Annotated in this window: 10 protein-coding genes; 7 read left to right on the top strand and 3 right to left on the bottom strand. The window is 33.1% G+C overall.

Annotated features, from left to right (window positions below):
* Nucleotides 1-8: 8 nt before the first annotated feature.
* Together RINTHH_RS08530 and moeB are read right to left on the bottom strand one after the other, a co-directional pair.
* Nucleotides 9-227 carry a hypothetical protein gene (locus RINTHH_RS08530; protein ID WP_008235447.1) on the bottom strand — a complete coding sequence of 73 codons (219 nt, stop codon included), beginning with the start codon at nt 225-227 and terminating at the stop codon, nt 9-11.
* Between the two features lie 898 nt (nt 228-1125).
* A complete protein-coding gene (moeB, locus tag RINTHH_RS08525) occupies nt 1126-2298 on the bottom strand; it encodes a molybdopterin-synthase adenylyltransferase MoeB (protein ID WP_008235446.1) in 1173 nt (390 codons plus the stop codon).
* A 1430-nt stretch (nt 2299-3728) separates the two neighbouring features.
* On the opposite strand from moeB, the gene RINTHH_RS11280 reads away from it, so the two are divergent.
* The 7 genes from RINTHH_RS11280 to thiS all read left to right on the top strand — a co-directional run bounded on the left by RINTHH_RS11280 (nt 3729) and on the right by thiS (nt 11497).
* A complete protein-coding gene (locus RINTHH_RS11280; protein WP_008235445.1) occupies nt 3729-3968 on the top strand; it encodes a DapH/DapD/GlmU-related protein in 240 nt (79 codons plus the stop codon).
* Nucleotides 3928-4470: a UDP-3-O-(3-hydroxymyristoyl)glucosamine N-acyltransferase gene (locus RINTHH_RS08515; RefSeq protein ID WP_008235444.1), complete on the top strand. Its 543-nt coding sequence runs from the start codon at nt 3928-3930 to the stop codon at nt 4468-4470. Before RINTHH_RS11280 ends, RINTHH_RS08515 begins: the two co-directional genes overlap by 41 nt.
* 282 nt (nt 4471-4752) lie before the next feature.
* Nucleotides 4753-5625 (top strand): prolipoprotein diacylglyceryl transferase, encoded by an 873-nt coding sequence (gene lgt, locus RINTHH_RS08510; RefSeq protein WP_008235443.1) that lies wholly within the window; start codon nt 4753-4755, stop codon nt 5623-5625.
* 244 nt (nt 5626-5869) lie between these two features.
* Nucleotides 5870-6676 (top strand): precorrin-4 C(11)-methyltransferase, encoded by an 807-nt coding sequence (cobM, locus tag RINTHH_RS08500; protein WP_008235430.1) that lies wholly within the window; start codon nt 5870-5872, stop codon nt 6674-6676.
* A gap of 1291 nt (nt 6677-7967) precedes the next feature.
* Nucleotides 7968-8447 carry a flavin reductase family protein gene (locus tag RINTHH_RS08495; protein WP_008235429.1) on the top strand — a complete coding sequence of 160 codons (480 nt, stop codon included), beginning with the start codon at nt 7968-7970 and terminating at the stop codon, nt 8445-8447.
* 1726 nt (nt 8448-10173) lie between these two features.
* Entirely contained in the window at nt 10174-11292 is a 1119-nt protein-coding gene (locus RINTHH_RS08490) for a thiamine phosphate synthase (protein WP_044304933.1), read from the top strand.
* Nucleotides 11285-11497, top strand: a complete 213-nt coding sequence (thiS, locus tag RINTHH_RS08485) for a sulfur carrier protein ThiS (protein WP_008235424.1) — start codon at nt 11285-11287, stop codon at nt 11495-11497. Before RINTHH_RS08490 ends, thiS begins: the two co-directional genes overlap by 8 nt.
* 2503 nt (nt 11498-14000) lie before the next feature.
* On the opposite strand, the gene pheT is transcribed toward thiS, so the two are convergent.
* Entirely contained in the window at nt 14001-16436 is a 2436-nt protein-coding gene (gene pheT, locus RINTHH_RS08480; RefSeq protein WP_008235421.1) for a phenylalanine--tRNA ligase subunit beta, read from the bottom strand.
* Nucleotides 16437-17726: the final 1290 nt, after the last annotated feature.

Raw genomic sequence — 17726 nt, 5'->3', positions numbered from 1 at the left:
CATTCAATTTAAGAATACTGGTTTTCACAAACAATATCACGGATAAGATGGAGTCGCGACTTAATATATTCGCTTAGAAAGTCAGTTTCATTAACATTGAGCAGTACCCTCATAGTAGTTTGGTTAACTAACCAACATACTAAGTTATTGTCATCCATTTGCAGCAATGTCTGACTATGGGCATTTTCCACAACTGACCAAAACTGGCGCATCACCTGAGGGGTCATTCAACCTCCATGCCATTAATTTTAAGCTTAGTTGTTTCTAGGATACACAATTTATTTATATTCTTCTGTGGATAAGGTTGAAGTTGAAACAAGTATTATTACAAACTTAATTTATTGAAAAATATCTTGATTTGGTCTAAAAACTAGTTCGAAAATGGGAAAAATCAATATAGAAATTCATATTAAATTAATATTATCCAAAAGCGTGGAGCTATCTCATGAAAAATATATTTTTTCTATAAACTTCAATTACAATGAGTATCCTGGAATTACCTACTATTCAAAAATTGGATTGGTCTCGAGGGATATTTAAAATGTTATCGGGAATAAAAATTACACCCATAGCCAAAATATGATAATAATCATCATAAGATACTGAAAAATTGCTTATGTTCTAATTAATAATTTACAGCTCTGATCTAAGTAGATATTGACCGAAATAAATATATTTCATAGCAATACTAGGTTCTGTTAGGTTATCATTTTGGATGAGGTCTATTATTTATCCTTACTATTTTGCTTAGAAAGGTAATTTTATACATACATATTAATATCAAGTTAATTCTATTGGGTCAACGTATTAAAATATAAAAGTTTGGGTGCATGAAGTTTAGATTCATATAATTTAACTTTAAAAGTATTTTCTCCTTTACGCAAGTGTACTATGAGAAACTAAAACAAATTAATTATTAGAGTTTTCTAGCCTATAGACCAAGAGTATATTTTTGGTAGCCCCATTATTCTTGTTAACATGGGATTATTATTCCATTAGCCAGAAATACTCAAATTGTATGAGCTTGTTAAGCAATCAAGTGCAAATATTATAAAATGTAATGCAAACAGCCCCCAATCAAAAATTATAACTAGGGGCTGATATGTGGTCTTGACCAAAAGTCTTCTAATAGGTAGGAATAGAAGAATCAACTTCACCACTCCAGGCTGTAATACCACCTTTAATATTTATGCCTTCAATACCAACTTGCTTAAGAATAGTTAGGGCTTTAGCAGAACGACCACCAGTTTTACAATGAACATATAATTTATGTCCGTTGAATAATTTCTTAATTTTTTCCACTCCTATACCATTCTCAATTTCTGATAGAGGTATTAAAATAGAGCCAGGAATCCGGGCAATTTCATACTCATTAGGATTACGGACATCAATAAGCATAAAATCATCAGTACTGCTATCCAATACTCGTTCTAATTCAGTAACAGTGATTTCTTGAATGGAAGAAATTTCTTCTGCTTCTTTTGCATTAACTTGGGAAAAACCACAGAATTGCTCGTAATCAATCAGTTTTTCAATAATTGGGCGAACCGGGTTAGGACGTAACTTTAACTCCCGGAAATGCATTTCCAAGGCATTGTACAGTAATAACCTACCACTTAGGGTATTACCTTGCCCTATAATAATTTTGACAGTTTCTGTTGCTTGAATTACACCAATAATTCCTGGCAAAATCCCTAAAACTCCACCCTCTGCACAGGAAGGAACCATTCCTGGCGGTGGAGGCTCAGGGTATAAATCACGGTAATTTGGCCCTCCCTCATAATTAAATACAGTTGCTTGTCCTTCGAACTGGAAGATCGAGCCATATACATTTGGCTTATTCTCTAGAACACAGGCATCATTAATTAAGTAACGGGCAGGGAAATTATCTGTACCATCAACAATAACATCGTAAGGCCTAATTATATCTAAAGCATTTTGTGAATTGAGACGGGTTTCATATAAATCAGTCTGACAATAGGGATTGATTTCATGAATTCGACTTTTGGCTGATTCTATTTTAGGTTTACCTATCCAGGATGTACCATGAATTACTTGACGTTGCAAGTTAGAGGTATCAACAACATCAAAATCTACTATTCCGATACGACCAATGCCCGCAGCTGCCAGATATAGCAATAGTGGTGAGCCTAATCCACCTGTACCAATGCAAAGCACACTGGATGCCTTGAGACGCTTTTGCCCCTTTAATCCGACTTCAGGTAAAATCAGGTGGCGGGAGTAACGTTCGTAATCATCTTGTGTCAACTGGATTTTATCTACATTAGGATTAAACATAGAATATTGATTGGGAAGAGGCGCAGATTTATTATATTAGCTGAGAATGACGTATTTTCATCTGTATTCTTTTAAATATAGTTTTGAGCAAATAAGCTGGCAGAAACTCCATAGGTTGCATTCTACATTGTATTTGATACTCCTTATTAAGATACTTACAAGCAAATTGTTAATTTCTCAATCTGAAATTTCTGATTTTCATATCGATACTAAATTACTAAATGTAGGCGTATTTGCAATTCTGAGCAACAATCATACATAAATATACGAGTATTTTTCCTAAGTGTATAAACGATCAAATTCTGAGAATATAATAGGAAGATGGGTGTAATAGGTGGAAAAAAATTGGTACTGTCTAGATTTTGCCCCCAGCTTATTTTTGTAGCTCTAACAATAATTCAGCTGATGTCGCATACCTTCTATAATTAGTAGTTATTGAGTAGGAAATTTCCTACTCAATAACTACTAATTAACCTCCCTTAACATTTTCTGTAGAAACCATATCCACTATCTTTTTCTCAAATCACCCAATATAACTCCCCAAATTCTTCTGGGTGGGTGTTCTCTGCATGCGTATAAATCATTTGCAAGTATTGTTAATTTAGATAGGGGACATATAAAATACAAATCTGGTGAGGTTATAATAGCTATAGGTTAGTCTCTCTTTTGTGAGTTCAGACATATTCAACTTTTTTCAGGTATACGATTATCAAAAATGAATATGCTGGGGTTGATACTCTCACATCAACTCGGAATCAGCATATAGTAGGAGATTCATAATTTATTTGCACTGACCGTATAGTAATTTTTATGATCATGTTCAAGACTATATCAACCTTATATTTATAGTTGAATCAATTATTCAATGCCACTAAAACACTTAACGAATTTGTCCATAATATTTAGTGTGTATTCTGTTAATATTATCCTCCCAAGTCAAAGCAAATGAAAAATCTTCTGTAGCTATCAGTACAACTAATGAGCAGAAATAAATCGAAAAGAATTTACCTCAAATTCTGATACTATAGAACTCAAATAAATTAGCAGTTCATTGCTACTATAAAATAGTATACTTCTTATCATGAAGGTGTAATTATCACTCAGTAATTGGTAAGATATTATTGAGAACTAATAGCTAATTAAGCATAATTCTACGTTATCCACTCTAAAATCTGTCCATTATACTTTCACCTCATTACAAATCGCACCTCAAGTATTTAAGGAAATTATAGATGTTTCTATGTATGGTGTAGGACTAAAGATATGACAAAGAATGAAAATAACTTTATTATCAAGAAACTCTTTAATAAATACAGTGATAAAATTTAGCCAAATTATCCAACAACTAGATAGTACTCATATATCATCTTATAACCTTGACTTGAATCAAGAGCATAACCCGGAAATTACCAAGGTTCAAAGTATTGATAATGCTCAGCCCCGAAGTACATTCCTCAGCAGTTATTTACCCAACAGCAAAAATTGGCAATGAAGTTTGTGTTGGTGCAAATGTGGTAATTCAAGAAGGGGTGGAAATTGGTAAAGATGTATGTATTCATCCTAATGTGTTAATTTACCCTCAAGTAAGAATCGGCAATCATACAGTCCTACATGCTAATTGTATTATTCATGAGCGTACTCAAAGTTGGTATAAATTGTGTAATTCATAGTGTTGCTGCAATCGGTGCAGAAGGATTTGTATTTTTTCCAACTTTTAGTAGATGGCTGAGAATAAAGCAATTTGGCTTGACCATACTAGAAGATGGTGTAGAAGTAGGTTGTAACATTAGAATTGATCTTCCTGCTGTAGGTAAGACTAGAATTGGCCATAACACCAAAATCGACAATCTTGTACAAGTTGGTGATGGTTGTAAAATAGTTGCCAGTTGCGCAATAGCTGCTCAGTCAGAAATCGCAGGAGGGGTAAAAAGAAGAAACAGAGTGACTTTAGCAGGACATTCAGGAATTGGTTCCCAATCCAAAATTTGTGATGGAGCAACCACTACTGCAAAAGCTGGCGTTCACAGTGGTATTAGTTCAGGAGAGTTGTTATGTGGCAGTCCTGCCATGCCTTCTTACAAAAGGCACCTCAAGGAATTCGCCATACTAAATCGCCTACCAGAAACTTATCAATCTGTCAGAAAATTACAAAGAAGCTCCTGTATCTTTTAAATAATTCTATGTTGCAATGGACACCGATGATAACTGAAAACCTATAAAGCTTGTCTGTACTCGCGCAGTTAAACAGCTCAAATTTATTTGTTCGAACATGAACTCACTAACCAAAGTACAAAACCAATCAGAAGGCAGTGTGATAATTTATCTGCATTATAAGGAGCACTGATTAATTATGATTAAAAGATGGAAAATAATGATTTATTTCTATTACTCTTAATTATGATATGTTTCCTTAATTGTTATTTTTTCATATCTGCTCTATATCAGGATTTTTACATGGCACTGGATATTACCACATTGCCCTTGGCTTTTCAGTTTACTTCTCCTGGTCCAATTTTGGTAAAGCTTGGACTAATAACCATTCGTTGGTATGGTTTGTTAATAGCTACAGCCGTATTAATTGGTGTTAACTTATCCCAATATCTAGCAAAGCGCTGCCATGTAGACCCAGAATTGCTCAGTGATTTAGCTATTTGGCTAGTAATTGGGGCAATCCCAGCAGCACGATTGTATTATGTGATTTTCGAGTGGCAAGAATATGCTTATAATCCAGGACGTATAGTTGCTATTTGGCAAGGTGGCATAGCAATACATGGGGCTATTATTGGTGGAGTGATTGCAGCTTTGATTTTCGCTAGACTGAAAAAGGTATCGTTTTGGAAATTAGCTGATTTAGTATCTCCTTCATTGATTCTGGGCCAAGCCATTGGACGTTGGGGTAATTTCTTTAATTCTGAAGCCTTCGGCAGTCCTACTGATTTACCATGGAAGTTATATATTCCTCTGGAACGTCGTCCCCCAGACTTAGCCAATTTTGAATATTTTCATCCCACATTCCTCTATGAATCTTTATGGAATCTAGTGGTATTCTTATTATTAATGCTTCTTTTCTTTGGCAGTCTAAGGGGTAAATTAAAATTAAGGCCAGGAGGATTAGCTTTGACTTATTTACTAGCTTACAGTTTAGGTAGACTCTGGATTGAAGGTTTAAGAACTGACAGTCTAATGCTAGGTTCCTTAAGAATAGCACAGGTAATAAGCCTTATTGGGATTTGCTTAGGACTAGTTGGTTTAATGTGGTTATATATAGCTAAACGCTCTTTACCTGACATTATTCTTAATAATCAAGGGAATGAAGGTAAAGATTGAGACAAATAAACTGGCAAAATTTCTTTGCCCCCTAAAATTGTATTTTAGTTATTCCTCAATAGCTGAAAAAATGCCCCAGAGAATTCTCCAGGGCTTAACCAGGGTGCATCTACCACTTCTATTTACCAGAGCAAGAACTTCCTATCCGGAATTTGTAACTAAAATCCCCAACTTTTTGTAGGAAGGATATTTGACTTAAGTGAATTGTCTTATAAAAACCTAATTCTGACACTGCAACTAGCAAATGAAGAAACTATCTGCTTCCGTATATATTGTTGGTGCTGGACCCGGAAACCCAGATTTGTTAACAGTCAGAGCACAAAATATTTTGATGAATTCAGATGTAATTTTGTTTGCAGATTCCCTTGTCCCTCAAGAGATTTTGCAAATATGCAAACCAGATGCAGAAATTATCCGTACAGCCAACAAGACCCTAGAAACTATCATTCCAATAATGATAGAGGGGGTACGTTCAAAAAAATCAGTGGCTCGTCTTCACTCTGGAGATCCCAGCCTTTATAGTGCTATCCATGAACAGATACAACTTTTAAGAAAGGCAGGTGTACCCTTTGAAATTGTGCCGGGTATCAGCGCTTTTCAAGCGGCCGCTGCCAGTCTTAAAGTAGAGTTAACCATTCCTGGATTAGTACAAACTATTATTCTTACCCGTGTGAGTGGGCGTACAGAAGTTCCGGCGAAGGAGGAATTAAGTAGCCTTGCAAGTCATCAAGCTAGTCTTTGTTTATACCTTGCAGCTCATCATGTTGAAAACGCACAGGTAAAATTACTAGAACATTATGCACCAGATACTCCTGTTGCAATTTTATATCGCTTAGGTTGGAATGACGAGAAAATTAAGGTTGTTTCCCTAGATCAAATTACCAACTGTACCTATCAGGAAAATCTTACTCGTACTACACTATATGTAATTAGTCCTGCACTGAGGGGAGTTGTTGGTGAGAACTCTACGCAATTTCCTGTAGAAACTGCCCAACACAGATCACAATTATATCACCCGGAACACACTCACTTATTCAGACCGAGAGGATAATTAATATAAGTCAGTAGGGAGAGAAAATAAATATATGCTTTATACTTTCGATTTTTTACTTTATATCTCCCCTATTTGCAATTTTACTATGGACTGAATAATAATATCTAATTAGTAAGAGAAATCACAAAAATTAAAATTCTAAGGTAACTGTAGGATAAGTCAAGTATTGAAGATAACTAAGAGAGTGTAGAGACCATACATTAATACACCCTGAAAAGAAAAACTCCCTAATTCTCACACCAGTAAAGATAATCGGTTTTTTAAGTCATACTTCAAAGTATGTACGAAAAGCAAAGAATTTTAGTATGTCAGTTGCCTGTTATACAGACATATGAAATATCAGATAAATGAAACATAACCCTTTATTTAAGAAAGTTTTATCATATCTTAGGATCAAGGAAAAGAAGTTATATCTGTAGAATTTGGATATTTTATTTTTGTCCCCATCATGAAAAAAAATTGAGCCCAAGGATGTCTGTGATAATGTAGGTAAGTATTAGGGTTCACATCATATAACATAAACAGTGGCAATATAAAAATAGCCAAGGGTTACATGGTATTATAAGCATCAAGTGAGGATATAGCGTTCCAGTCCAACCATGAGAAAAAATAGCTAGTTTATCTTTACAGTTATAGGAGAGATTGTGAGTGCAGTTTGTAAAGTTGAATTCAAAAAGCCAATTTTACACTGGATTAAGAGGTTTCATCTGGCGGTTATTTTAATCGAGGAAATTAGGTTAAATAGAAAGAATTACGTAAGGAAAGTTGAGCATTTACAAAATCTTATATGACATTATGTGGATTTGACAGTTGTACAGGTTTGAAATAGTTGGGATAAGAATTAAAAACAAATCATCTAGCAAACTTTCATAAAAACTTTGATCATGGGGATATTTAATCTTCTTCCAGAGTATTTTTCAAAAAATCTATGGCTGAAAGTAGTTAGTGAGCACATATATAATAACTAACTTAATAATTCCCTAATATTCATATAAATCCAGTCACATATTTGGCAAACTGCTGTAATATTGCTTATTAAAACTAATCTATTTTCCAGAACACAGTAAAAACATTCTAAGGCAATCCAAGGAAATTAGCTAACTCAACTATTGACTCAGGGCTCTGCATTTTACTTATAGGAACTTGCACAATTTGCTAAAACCGATTCGAAGCTTATTTTCTCCAAATAAATCCCATAAGTTTTGGAAATGATAATACCTTCATGTTATTTTTATATCAATTGGGTTTATTAATGACTTATAAAATTTCCGATTTGTAGAGTTAATTAATGCTAGACGAAAAAGCAAAAAAAATCATGTTACGAAAAATCCCCCATGGTTTGTATATATGTGGGGTAAATAACGGAGAAGAATTGAATGGTTTTACAGCTAGTTGGTTAATGCAAGCTTCTTTTCAACCTCCCTTAATAGTTAATTGTGTGAGGAAAGATTCTACCTCTCAGCAAATGATTAAAACTAGTGGTGTATTTGCCATAAGTTTTTTAGAAGATGGACAAAAAGATATCGCACAAAAGTTTTTTAAACCTATTGGTAGGGTAGGTAATAAGTTTGGGGATGTAGAATTTTACCTGACTAAAACAGGTTGTCCCATTATTTCTAATTCTTTGGGTTATGTGGAATGTAATGTAGTTGATTTAGTTGAAAAGGGCGATCATACTATTTATGTAGGTGAGGTAATTGCTGCTGTAGTTCACCGTGAGGGGAAGCAACTACTATTAGAAACAACTGGCTGGAATTACGGTGGATGAATTCACTGAGAACTTAATTTATGTAAGAAATTTTGTTCTCGGAACATTGATTTTTATTTATATCAAGTCTAATTGAGTATTCCTAGTTGTTGGAATTTCGGTTTTATAATTTTATTCCAGGCTAAAGTTACAGCTGCAACATAGTCACAGTAAGTGAAAAAATATTGTTTTAAAGGATTAGAGATATAACTCTATAGGGGAAAATGCATCAGATTCACAACCATTTTCATGTAAATGCAAATTGCACCCATGCTCAAAGTATTATCCCAAGAAACATAATTATACTTGAATTGATTGCAAGACAAGAAATTGGCCTGGAAAGTACATATTGCAAGTTTACTATTCTATCGAGCATTTAACCCCTATTACCCAACTGTTTCCAAATCGCCGTAATACATAATGACTAGAATAAGAAAGGTTGACTAAAACACACACCAGCAGACTATTAACCTGAGAACATATCTCATTACTAAGGCATATCCTTGCCTGATTTGTAGTTTAAACAACACACAATAGAGATGGGGAGTTAATAAATTATACACATTTATGATTAAAATTTTATGATCAAAATCCATCATCGAATTTAGACTGGTAAGTGTAGACAGCAAATCTACAGCAGTAAATTTGGCATTTCAGCTCAACCTAATGTGGTTAGGGTATTAATGAGGCTATAGAAGTAGCAGGGGAGATTTAAGACAGAAAATCAAGCTGTTAAAGCAGATACAACAGCATAAAAGTAAGAACGGAATATACTATATTTGTTATCAAATGAAGGGAGACAGAAAATTTAGTGGCCAGATAGTAGAAATAAAAAACATCAAATGAATCAAATGAGTATTAAACCCACAGTAATAAGTGTATACAATAAACAAATTAATTTAACTCCTGATGATTTTTCTGTATTTGTTACTGAGGCAGTTTACAATTCCAGGATTCTATAAATGGAAAATAAGGATATTTTCCACTATTTGTTGGTTGTTTTATAACCCTAAGAAAACCAGAATCTATTTCAATTGAAATACCATAAGCTATATTAATTATTATTAATCCCGTGAGAGCTGTGGAACTTCATACTTATGGTAGCTATTAGGTTTATTTTTCTTAAAAGCCAAATTCTGATAGTTTGATTTACTATTTCCAAGCTCTTCCGGGCACAATTTTACTTTCTACTATAAATAATTATCTATAATATTTCTCAACTAAATTTTTAATTACTACCACCCAACTAACTAAATGATTCTCATCTCCGATATATCTGATATATTAGTTGACAAATAACACCTGAACCTGAGAAATTAGTTGGATGTCAAAATTATCTTGTTTTAATCTGAAGTAAATAATGTTCTAACCACTATAATCACTTGGTATGCATTTGGCATATTTGTAAATCATTTTTATTCCCATAAAAGTACACAAAGTTTCTAGTTAACGAGATAGCAGTTATCTTCAATGTAAAAAAATAAATGTAAAAGAAAGCCCAGAGATCCCTTCTAGAAAACTCACACACAAGCATTAGTACGTATACAATACAACGATACTACTTAGGGCAACAATTCTCTTATAATCTAACCATAAGCTATATATTTATAATTTGGGTTAATCTATTGACCAATCAAATTAGTTTTAATAAAAAGTAATTTCACGGGAGTTTATATATCTGGAAAACCAGAATCTGATTACCCTGAGTTTTTAGCGAAGAAATAAAGAACTAAAAAGTGTTGTGAGTATGAAAGTAAATGGCTATATTGAAGAAGGCTCAGATGGAAATATTGTAATGGCTGATTTGTACGGTAGAAAAAAAGATATACAAAAAGTTGTTTACCGTATTTTAGATACCAACTTGGATCGTGCCCGTGAAGGACTGCGGATTATTGAGGAGTGGTGTCGTTTTGGCTTAAATAGTCCCCAGCTAGTCACAAAGTTTAAAAATCTCCGCCAGGAAGTTGCCCAGTGGCATCATGAGGAAATGAAAGCTGCACGAGATACTCCAGGAGATACTGGTACAGAGTTAAGTCATGTCAGAGAGGAAAAACGCAGTAGTATTAATTCTCTACTCTCAGCCAACTTCTGCAGGGTTCAAGAAGCAATGCGGGTATTAGAAGAATACAGCAAGCTTTATGATCCCAATATGGGCAAAGCCTTTAGACAGATGCGCTATAGTGTATATACTCTGGAAAGTGACTTAATGGGTTTTAAAAGATACCAAATGTTATTACAAGCACACTTGTATCTTGTTACCTCTCCTAGTGAAAGTTTACTCACAACTGTAGAAGCAGCTCTAAAGGGTGGACTAGCTTTAGTGCAGTACCGTAATAAGAATGCAGAGGATAATGTTTGTCTAGAACAAGCAACAAAACTACGTCAACTATGTCATTCATATGGAGCCTTATTTATTATTAATGACCGGGTAGATTTAGCCATGGCAATAGATGCTGATGGTGTCCATCTAGGACAGCAAGATATGCCAATTTCCACAGCACGACAGTTGCTAGGTACTCAACGTCTGATAGGCCGATCGACTACAAATTCACAAGAAATGCAAGATGCTATATCTCAAGGGGTAGATTACATAGGAGTGGGACCAGTTTATGAAACCCCAACTAAGGCAGGTAAAGCTCCTGTTGGATTAGATTATGTCAGTTATGTGGCAAAAAATGCTCGTATTCCATGGTTTGCCATTGGAGGTATAGATACCAATAATATCAATGATGTAATTGATGCTGGGGCAAGTCGCGTGGCAATAGTTAGGGCAATTATGCAAGCTGAGCAACCAACTTTAATTACTCAATACTTTTTATCCCAATTTAACCGAATTCAACCAGTTTATACCCCAAACCATGCATAGCAATATTAAACTGCAAGTTAATGGTAAAGTCCATAGTTTGCCCTTACCAATGATATTACCTGATGTCCTTCAAAAACTCGGGTTTAATTCCAGATTGGTTGTTGTGGAATATAATGGAGAGATTTTACACAGGCAATTGTGGCAATCTACCACAATTCAAGATGGAGATCGTTTGGAGGTAGTGACAATTTTTGGTGGAGGATAACTAGGAGATTTAGAAAGTAATAAAAGTAATCAACTTAAGATTTGAGTGAATATACAGAAGAGATTATATTAAAACCCTATATTGTTAATGAGACTGACAAATAGCATTTATTCTATTAGATTATGAGAATAATGGTGAAATCAGAAATTTTTCTTGTGTAGGAGAGATTATTTGATGTATGAATCAAATTCACTGTGTTCTCAGTCCTCAACTTTTATATCTAGTAGGAATACGATACCATTTACTGGTTAGATTCTGATTTTTGCTAATATACATTATGCTCAGGTATTCATTGAGCATAAGCAAAACTTGGACAGCTTTGATTGAAACATCCGTGCTCTCTTTACATATGATTTCTATGACTTTCTGGATAATCTGAGAAATATTATTCTTGCTGAACTTCATATAAATCAATGGGCAAAGGAAAAGGTAACACTTGATAGTATAGATACTGGTCTATTATTAATTACATTTTTATTAGTACCCTCATTCGGGAATGGAGTTTACAAAGTATCTTGATGAATACCATCTCTTTATTCTACTTGTAGAATTGTTGAATATAAAGTCTTGCATAGTAGTTTTGTAGTTCCAACAATTCTTCATAATTTACTGATTACATAATTCTTCCCTCCTATAATAATATAATACGATTAAACCTGCGGATTGTACTGAGATAATGAGTAATTATAAATAGTTAAGAAAATTTCTAACAATACAATTCCTATAATAGGATACTTGTAATGCTAATACAATCTAGTGATTAGAGTGGTTTCAAGGGCAGATATACTGATACAGATTTGACATAAAAAATATAAATACGTCAAATATTAGAGATAATTTTTGTAGGAAGATGAAAATTGTCTCCTATGAACAATAGTGAGAAAAATATAAAAATAAATCAATAAACTTAAGATGAATAGAAATTTATATAGTTAAAATAACTATTGTAATATTTAACTGAAAAAGTAATTATACACGATAAATCGAATATATGACAACGTCAAAATAGGTGAAAATGAGAATTCATAGCATTTTGAAAAATCCATAATTAGGTATGAATGATTCAACCTTTAAAGGTAAAATTTCTATGGGGATAGAGAATCGGGTTATTAAATGATAGAAATCTAAATAATGATATAAATCTAAATATAGTAAGTTGGTATATGGTTTTTAACCAGCTATAACTCAACATAAATTCCTCTTACCTTTTTATAATTACTTTAAGAATATGACTAAAGGCTGGGTAAAGATTTATCAGCCTTATATTATGATATTTGCAAAATGATACTTCTATTACAACAATCTTAACGTATTGATAAGCTGCACAGGTATGAATTAGAGTTTCAACTCTAATTCATACCTTATATTTGTTAACAGAATTTTGAAGCCAAAAGAGAGACTAGCAAAACTATTTGCATTTTAAAAAGACAAACAAGAAAATATTTTAAGGTAAAATATTCAGTAAAAATATACAACCATTCATTAATAAAATGCAAGCATAATTAAGCCAAATTAATCTACTATTGAGAAGTGCTAATGAGGATAGTTATTAGTAGTTATTATTGAATGGAAAAGTATAAAAAAATACTGATTTATCAAGTTTGTTGTAGGATAGGTAAATTCACCATACAAAATTTTTTTAATAAGTTTATATATATTTATCTATTCTTATTTTTCATATCTCTGTAAATACAAAATACATCTTAATTATTATTAAATCAATTAAACCAGTTCTCGTTCATTAAGATATGTATGACTTCTTTTCATTAATATTTGTTCAGTTTATTTTACTTAAAAATATTTCTATCTTATTTTTATATGTTCTCGCAAAGCAATTACAAGCATACATTTTATATTTAATCATAAAAACTAAATTGCTATCTTCCCATTTATTGGGTTTATTTAAAAGTGGTTTCAATGATCTCAAGGATAGACTTAATTCTCTTCAACAAACTATATTAGTTTATAATATAAAATACTTTTAGTTTATATATAAAATTGAAATTTGTAAATGCCTTATTAAATTCTTACCTAGTAAATCAGCTTACTCCTTGAATCAGCCTTCGCAAACTGAATTATTACTATCATAAAGTTAGATAATATTAACTATTCTCACTATAGCAAAGGCTGTTAAATTCAAAATTTATACTAAGTTTTAGGAGTTAAAAAAATTTCCCAAAAGTAAATAAAAATCGAAATGTAAGCATCAATTTATGGATTATTTATTACATTCAAAGGAGGAACTGAATTTTTTTTACCATATATTTTATCGATTTTGAGTAAATTATTACAATTGTCGAATTGGATTGTAACAATCATTGAAGAAAATTATCTTAATCTACACTATACAAGTAGCCTTAACTTCTTAAGTAAGTTCCCATTAATATTCAATTGGTTTATATTCCAGTTAAAGCAAACACACAATCATATATGGAACTAGGATTGTAAGAGCAAATAATGGTAGGCTCTTCAGCTTTTCACCATATCACTCTTATAACCCTTTCTAACTCCTAAGACTAACACCAAATTTTTCTACCAAAGCTTCTCGGATCCTATTATGTATGTTTTCCACTTCATTATCTTTAAGGGTACGGTCATTTGCCCGATAAGTGAGGCGAAATGCCAAACTTCGTTGTCTTGAAGGTACATTTTCACCATGGTATTCATCAAATAATTCTACAGAATCCAATAAACTTTTACCAGCATTCATAATTACTTTTTCAATGTCGGCAACGCTGATACTGATGGGGGCAAAGAATGCAATATCACGATTAGAAACAGGATAACTAGAATAAGATTTGAAGGTAGAAATCAGAAATTCATCTCTCTCTAATAAATCTAATATTACATCTAAGTCTAGTTGAAACACATACACTGATGCCGGTAAATCCTTTTCTTGCCGTAATTGGGGATGTAATTGTCCGAACACTCCCAGTTTACTACCTCCTAACCACAAAGAGGCGGTACGTCCTGGATGGAGACGAGAATCTTGGCGATCAGGATGATACTCTACTTTTAATCCCATTTGGGTGAAGACACTTTCTAAGATTCCCTTAGCTGCAAACCAAGTCATTGGTTCTTCCTTACCACTATTTTGCCAATGGCTATAGATAATGTCACCCCCCATGATTCCTGCTATCATATCGGTCTCTTGTAGTCCTTCTTCCTGCCAGAAAACCCTACCAATTTCAAACCCATTTAGAGAACCATTTCCTTGTTCTAAGTTGTATTGGAATGCATCAATTAACCCAGCAATTAAATCGGTTCTCAAGGCAGAATATTCAGCGAATAGAGGATTATTCAGAGCAATTTGTTTATCTTCTCCTGGTTTCACCAGAGAATAATGCATGAGTTCTGTTAAACCTTCTGCACGAAAACTAGCTCGTAATTTCCGTAGCAACTCTTGGTCTATAGGTAAATAACCAGCTTCTGGTTTTTCCGGTAGAGTCTCACAGAAGCGCTCATAACCATAAAGACGCGCAATCTCTTCAATTAAGTCAATTTCTTCCTCTAAATCACGGTAACGGTATGGGGGGATTGTGACTGTCCAGGTTGCATGACTGCTTGTTGTTAATTTACATCCTAAAGCAGTGAGAATGTTTTCCACATCTACGCTTGTTAGTTCGTCTATATTATTATCTCCTAGTTCTACAGGACCAAGAACCTGATTTATACGTTCTAAGCGAAGTTCAATAGAACGATTACAGATAGATAAATCAGGACGATTATCTGCTATTTCTTGCGCAACAATTGTGCCACCAGCTAATTCTTCAATTAGGGAGAGAGCACGGTAAAGAGCCATCTCCAAACAGAAATGATTAACCTCTCTTTCATATCTTGCAGAAGATTCACTCCTTAAGCCTGAACTGCGGGAAGAACGACGGATAACAACTGGATCAAACAAGGCTGCCTCCAGAACAATATTTTCCGTTCCTGAATATATTTCTGTTTCTGCTCCCCCCATGATGCCTGCTAAGGCTACGGGTTTATCATTAGCTGTAATTACAAGGTTTTGCGTTGATAGTTTACGAGTTTTTCCATCCAGGGTTTTTAAGGATTCTTCTATACTTGCAAAACGGACACCAATAGTAATTTTCTCTCTACCATCTATAGATTTTAAACGTTGACTATCAAAAGCATGGAGTGGTTGTCCCCATTCCAACAATATATAATTAGTTATATCAACAATATTATTGATAGGATTTATGCCCGCACCATTTAGTTTTTGTTTTAACCAGGCAGGAGAAGGAGCTATTTTCACGCCTCTAACTAAGGTGCTGAAGTAAGCTGGGCAAGCAGCAAGCTCACTAATTTTTAAACTCAAATTACCTATATTTTGGGGTAACAGTATAGGAGCAGATTCAGGGATGTTTAAATTACCACCAGTAAGTGCAGCTACTTCCCTAGCCATACCTACCATACTCAAGGCATCAGAACGATTTGCAGTTGAAGTTACGTCCAGAATAATATCATCTAAACCAAGAAGAGGTCGTACATCTGCCCCTAATTGCAAATGTTCTTGGGAGAAAATATGAATACCATCAATATCAGTAGATAAACCTAGTTCTTTTAAAGAACAAAGCATACCATAAGACATCTGACCCCTTAGGTTTACTGGTTTTATTTTTAAATCGATTTTGGGTAAGTATGTGCCAACCAGTGCTACTGGCACATAAATACCTGTGCGTACATTAGAAGCACCACAAATAATATTTAATAGTTCCCCTTTACCAACATCTACTTGGCATACACTTAACTTATGTGCATTAGGATGAGGTTGACATTGTGCTACTTTACCAATTACCACACCATCTGCCCAAGTGTGCCAGTCTTCAATCTCCTCCACCTCAAACCCAGACATGGTAATAGTCTCGGCTAATTCCTCAGGATTAAGTTTAATTTCGACCAGTTCCCGTAACCAATTCAAAGAGATACGCATTTAGTGAGTTTGCTTGTTCTAAAAAATGTTTTTGGTTTTATCTATTATCTATGAAAGTAATCAAGCGACCACCTATAGATTTTAGTTTCATTACTTATCTTAAAATGTAGATGGTCGAGCAAATACACAGAAATTGTAGAGAGTCTATAAATTAAACTGTGCTATCTCATCCAGTCTACTTTTCTAACAAAGCAGTAAAATAATGTCTTGATCTTTTAGTAATTATATTAGGTATCAGAAGATGAACATATCATAGGCCGAAAGCAAGATAACTTAAACATAGTATATATTACCAACTAAAAAAATGTAGAGTTTTTCGTTACGATCAAATTTAATAATTTTAGCTCTAGCTACATATACTAATAAATAATATTGAGATATATCCCACCATCAGTTAGTAATACAAACTTGCTATATTCAAATGATTGCAATTACTATTTTTATAGTAATTATTAATTCTATGGTGACTGTTAATATTTAAATGAATTTGTTATAAGAAAGCATAATAGCTTCAGACAAAATAACATATTTAAAATATTAGAGGTGAGGAAAAAGTTTCAACTATAAGATTTAGTGTGGGGATTGTAGGTTTATTGATTTTAACAACCATGGTAAAGTCGTTCTTGTTTTTGTATCATCAAGCACTAGATCTTAACATTACTTTCCTTTACTAATTTTATGCTACAAGTATAGTATTACTAAATTTTACTAGAGAGAAGCTCTAAAAAAGATAAATATTTTATATAATAGCCTTTTACTTTAAGTCTTTATCTTTTAATTGCAAGCGGTGCTAAGTATTTACTATTAGGTATAATCTGAAAGATTGTAATGAAAAATTTGGACTTAGTAAATCTACTTATGAGACCTAGTCTTAAATTAGTTATCAGTATATATCTAGTCATTATATTCGGAGTAAACACTCAAAGCTTATCATAGTTGAAGTACTTATGCTTATATATAATATTTTGTTAATGATAATATAGTATTTAATTGGAGTAAAATTATTCTTACAAACTATACTTGATAAACTAAACTACTTGTTATCCTATCGCTATTTTACTAATTCACTACATTGATATATTTTATTGATACTAAGAATATATTTATTCAATAAAATTGCCATAATAAGACTAAAATTACCACTATAATTTTTTCAGTCTCATAAAACTTTATATAATTAGCTTATCCTAGGCTTATATAAATTTAAATTAACATCATCTTATTCCATCACTATGGTACTAAATAGCAGATATTTTGTATTTAAGTTTTAACTAGAAATTTAATTATTAC

The organism is Richelia intracellularis HH01, from assembly GCF_000350105.1.
GTDB classification, from domain to species: domain Bacteria; phylum Cyanobacteriota; class Cyanobacteriia; order Cyanobacteriales; family Nostocaceae; genus Richelia; species Richelia intracellularis.
This window is presented reverse-complemented; position numbering and strand designations above follow the sequence as displayed.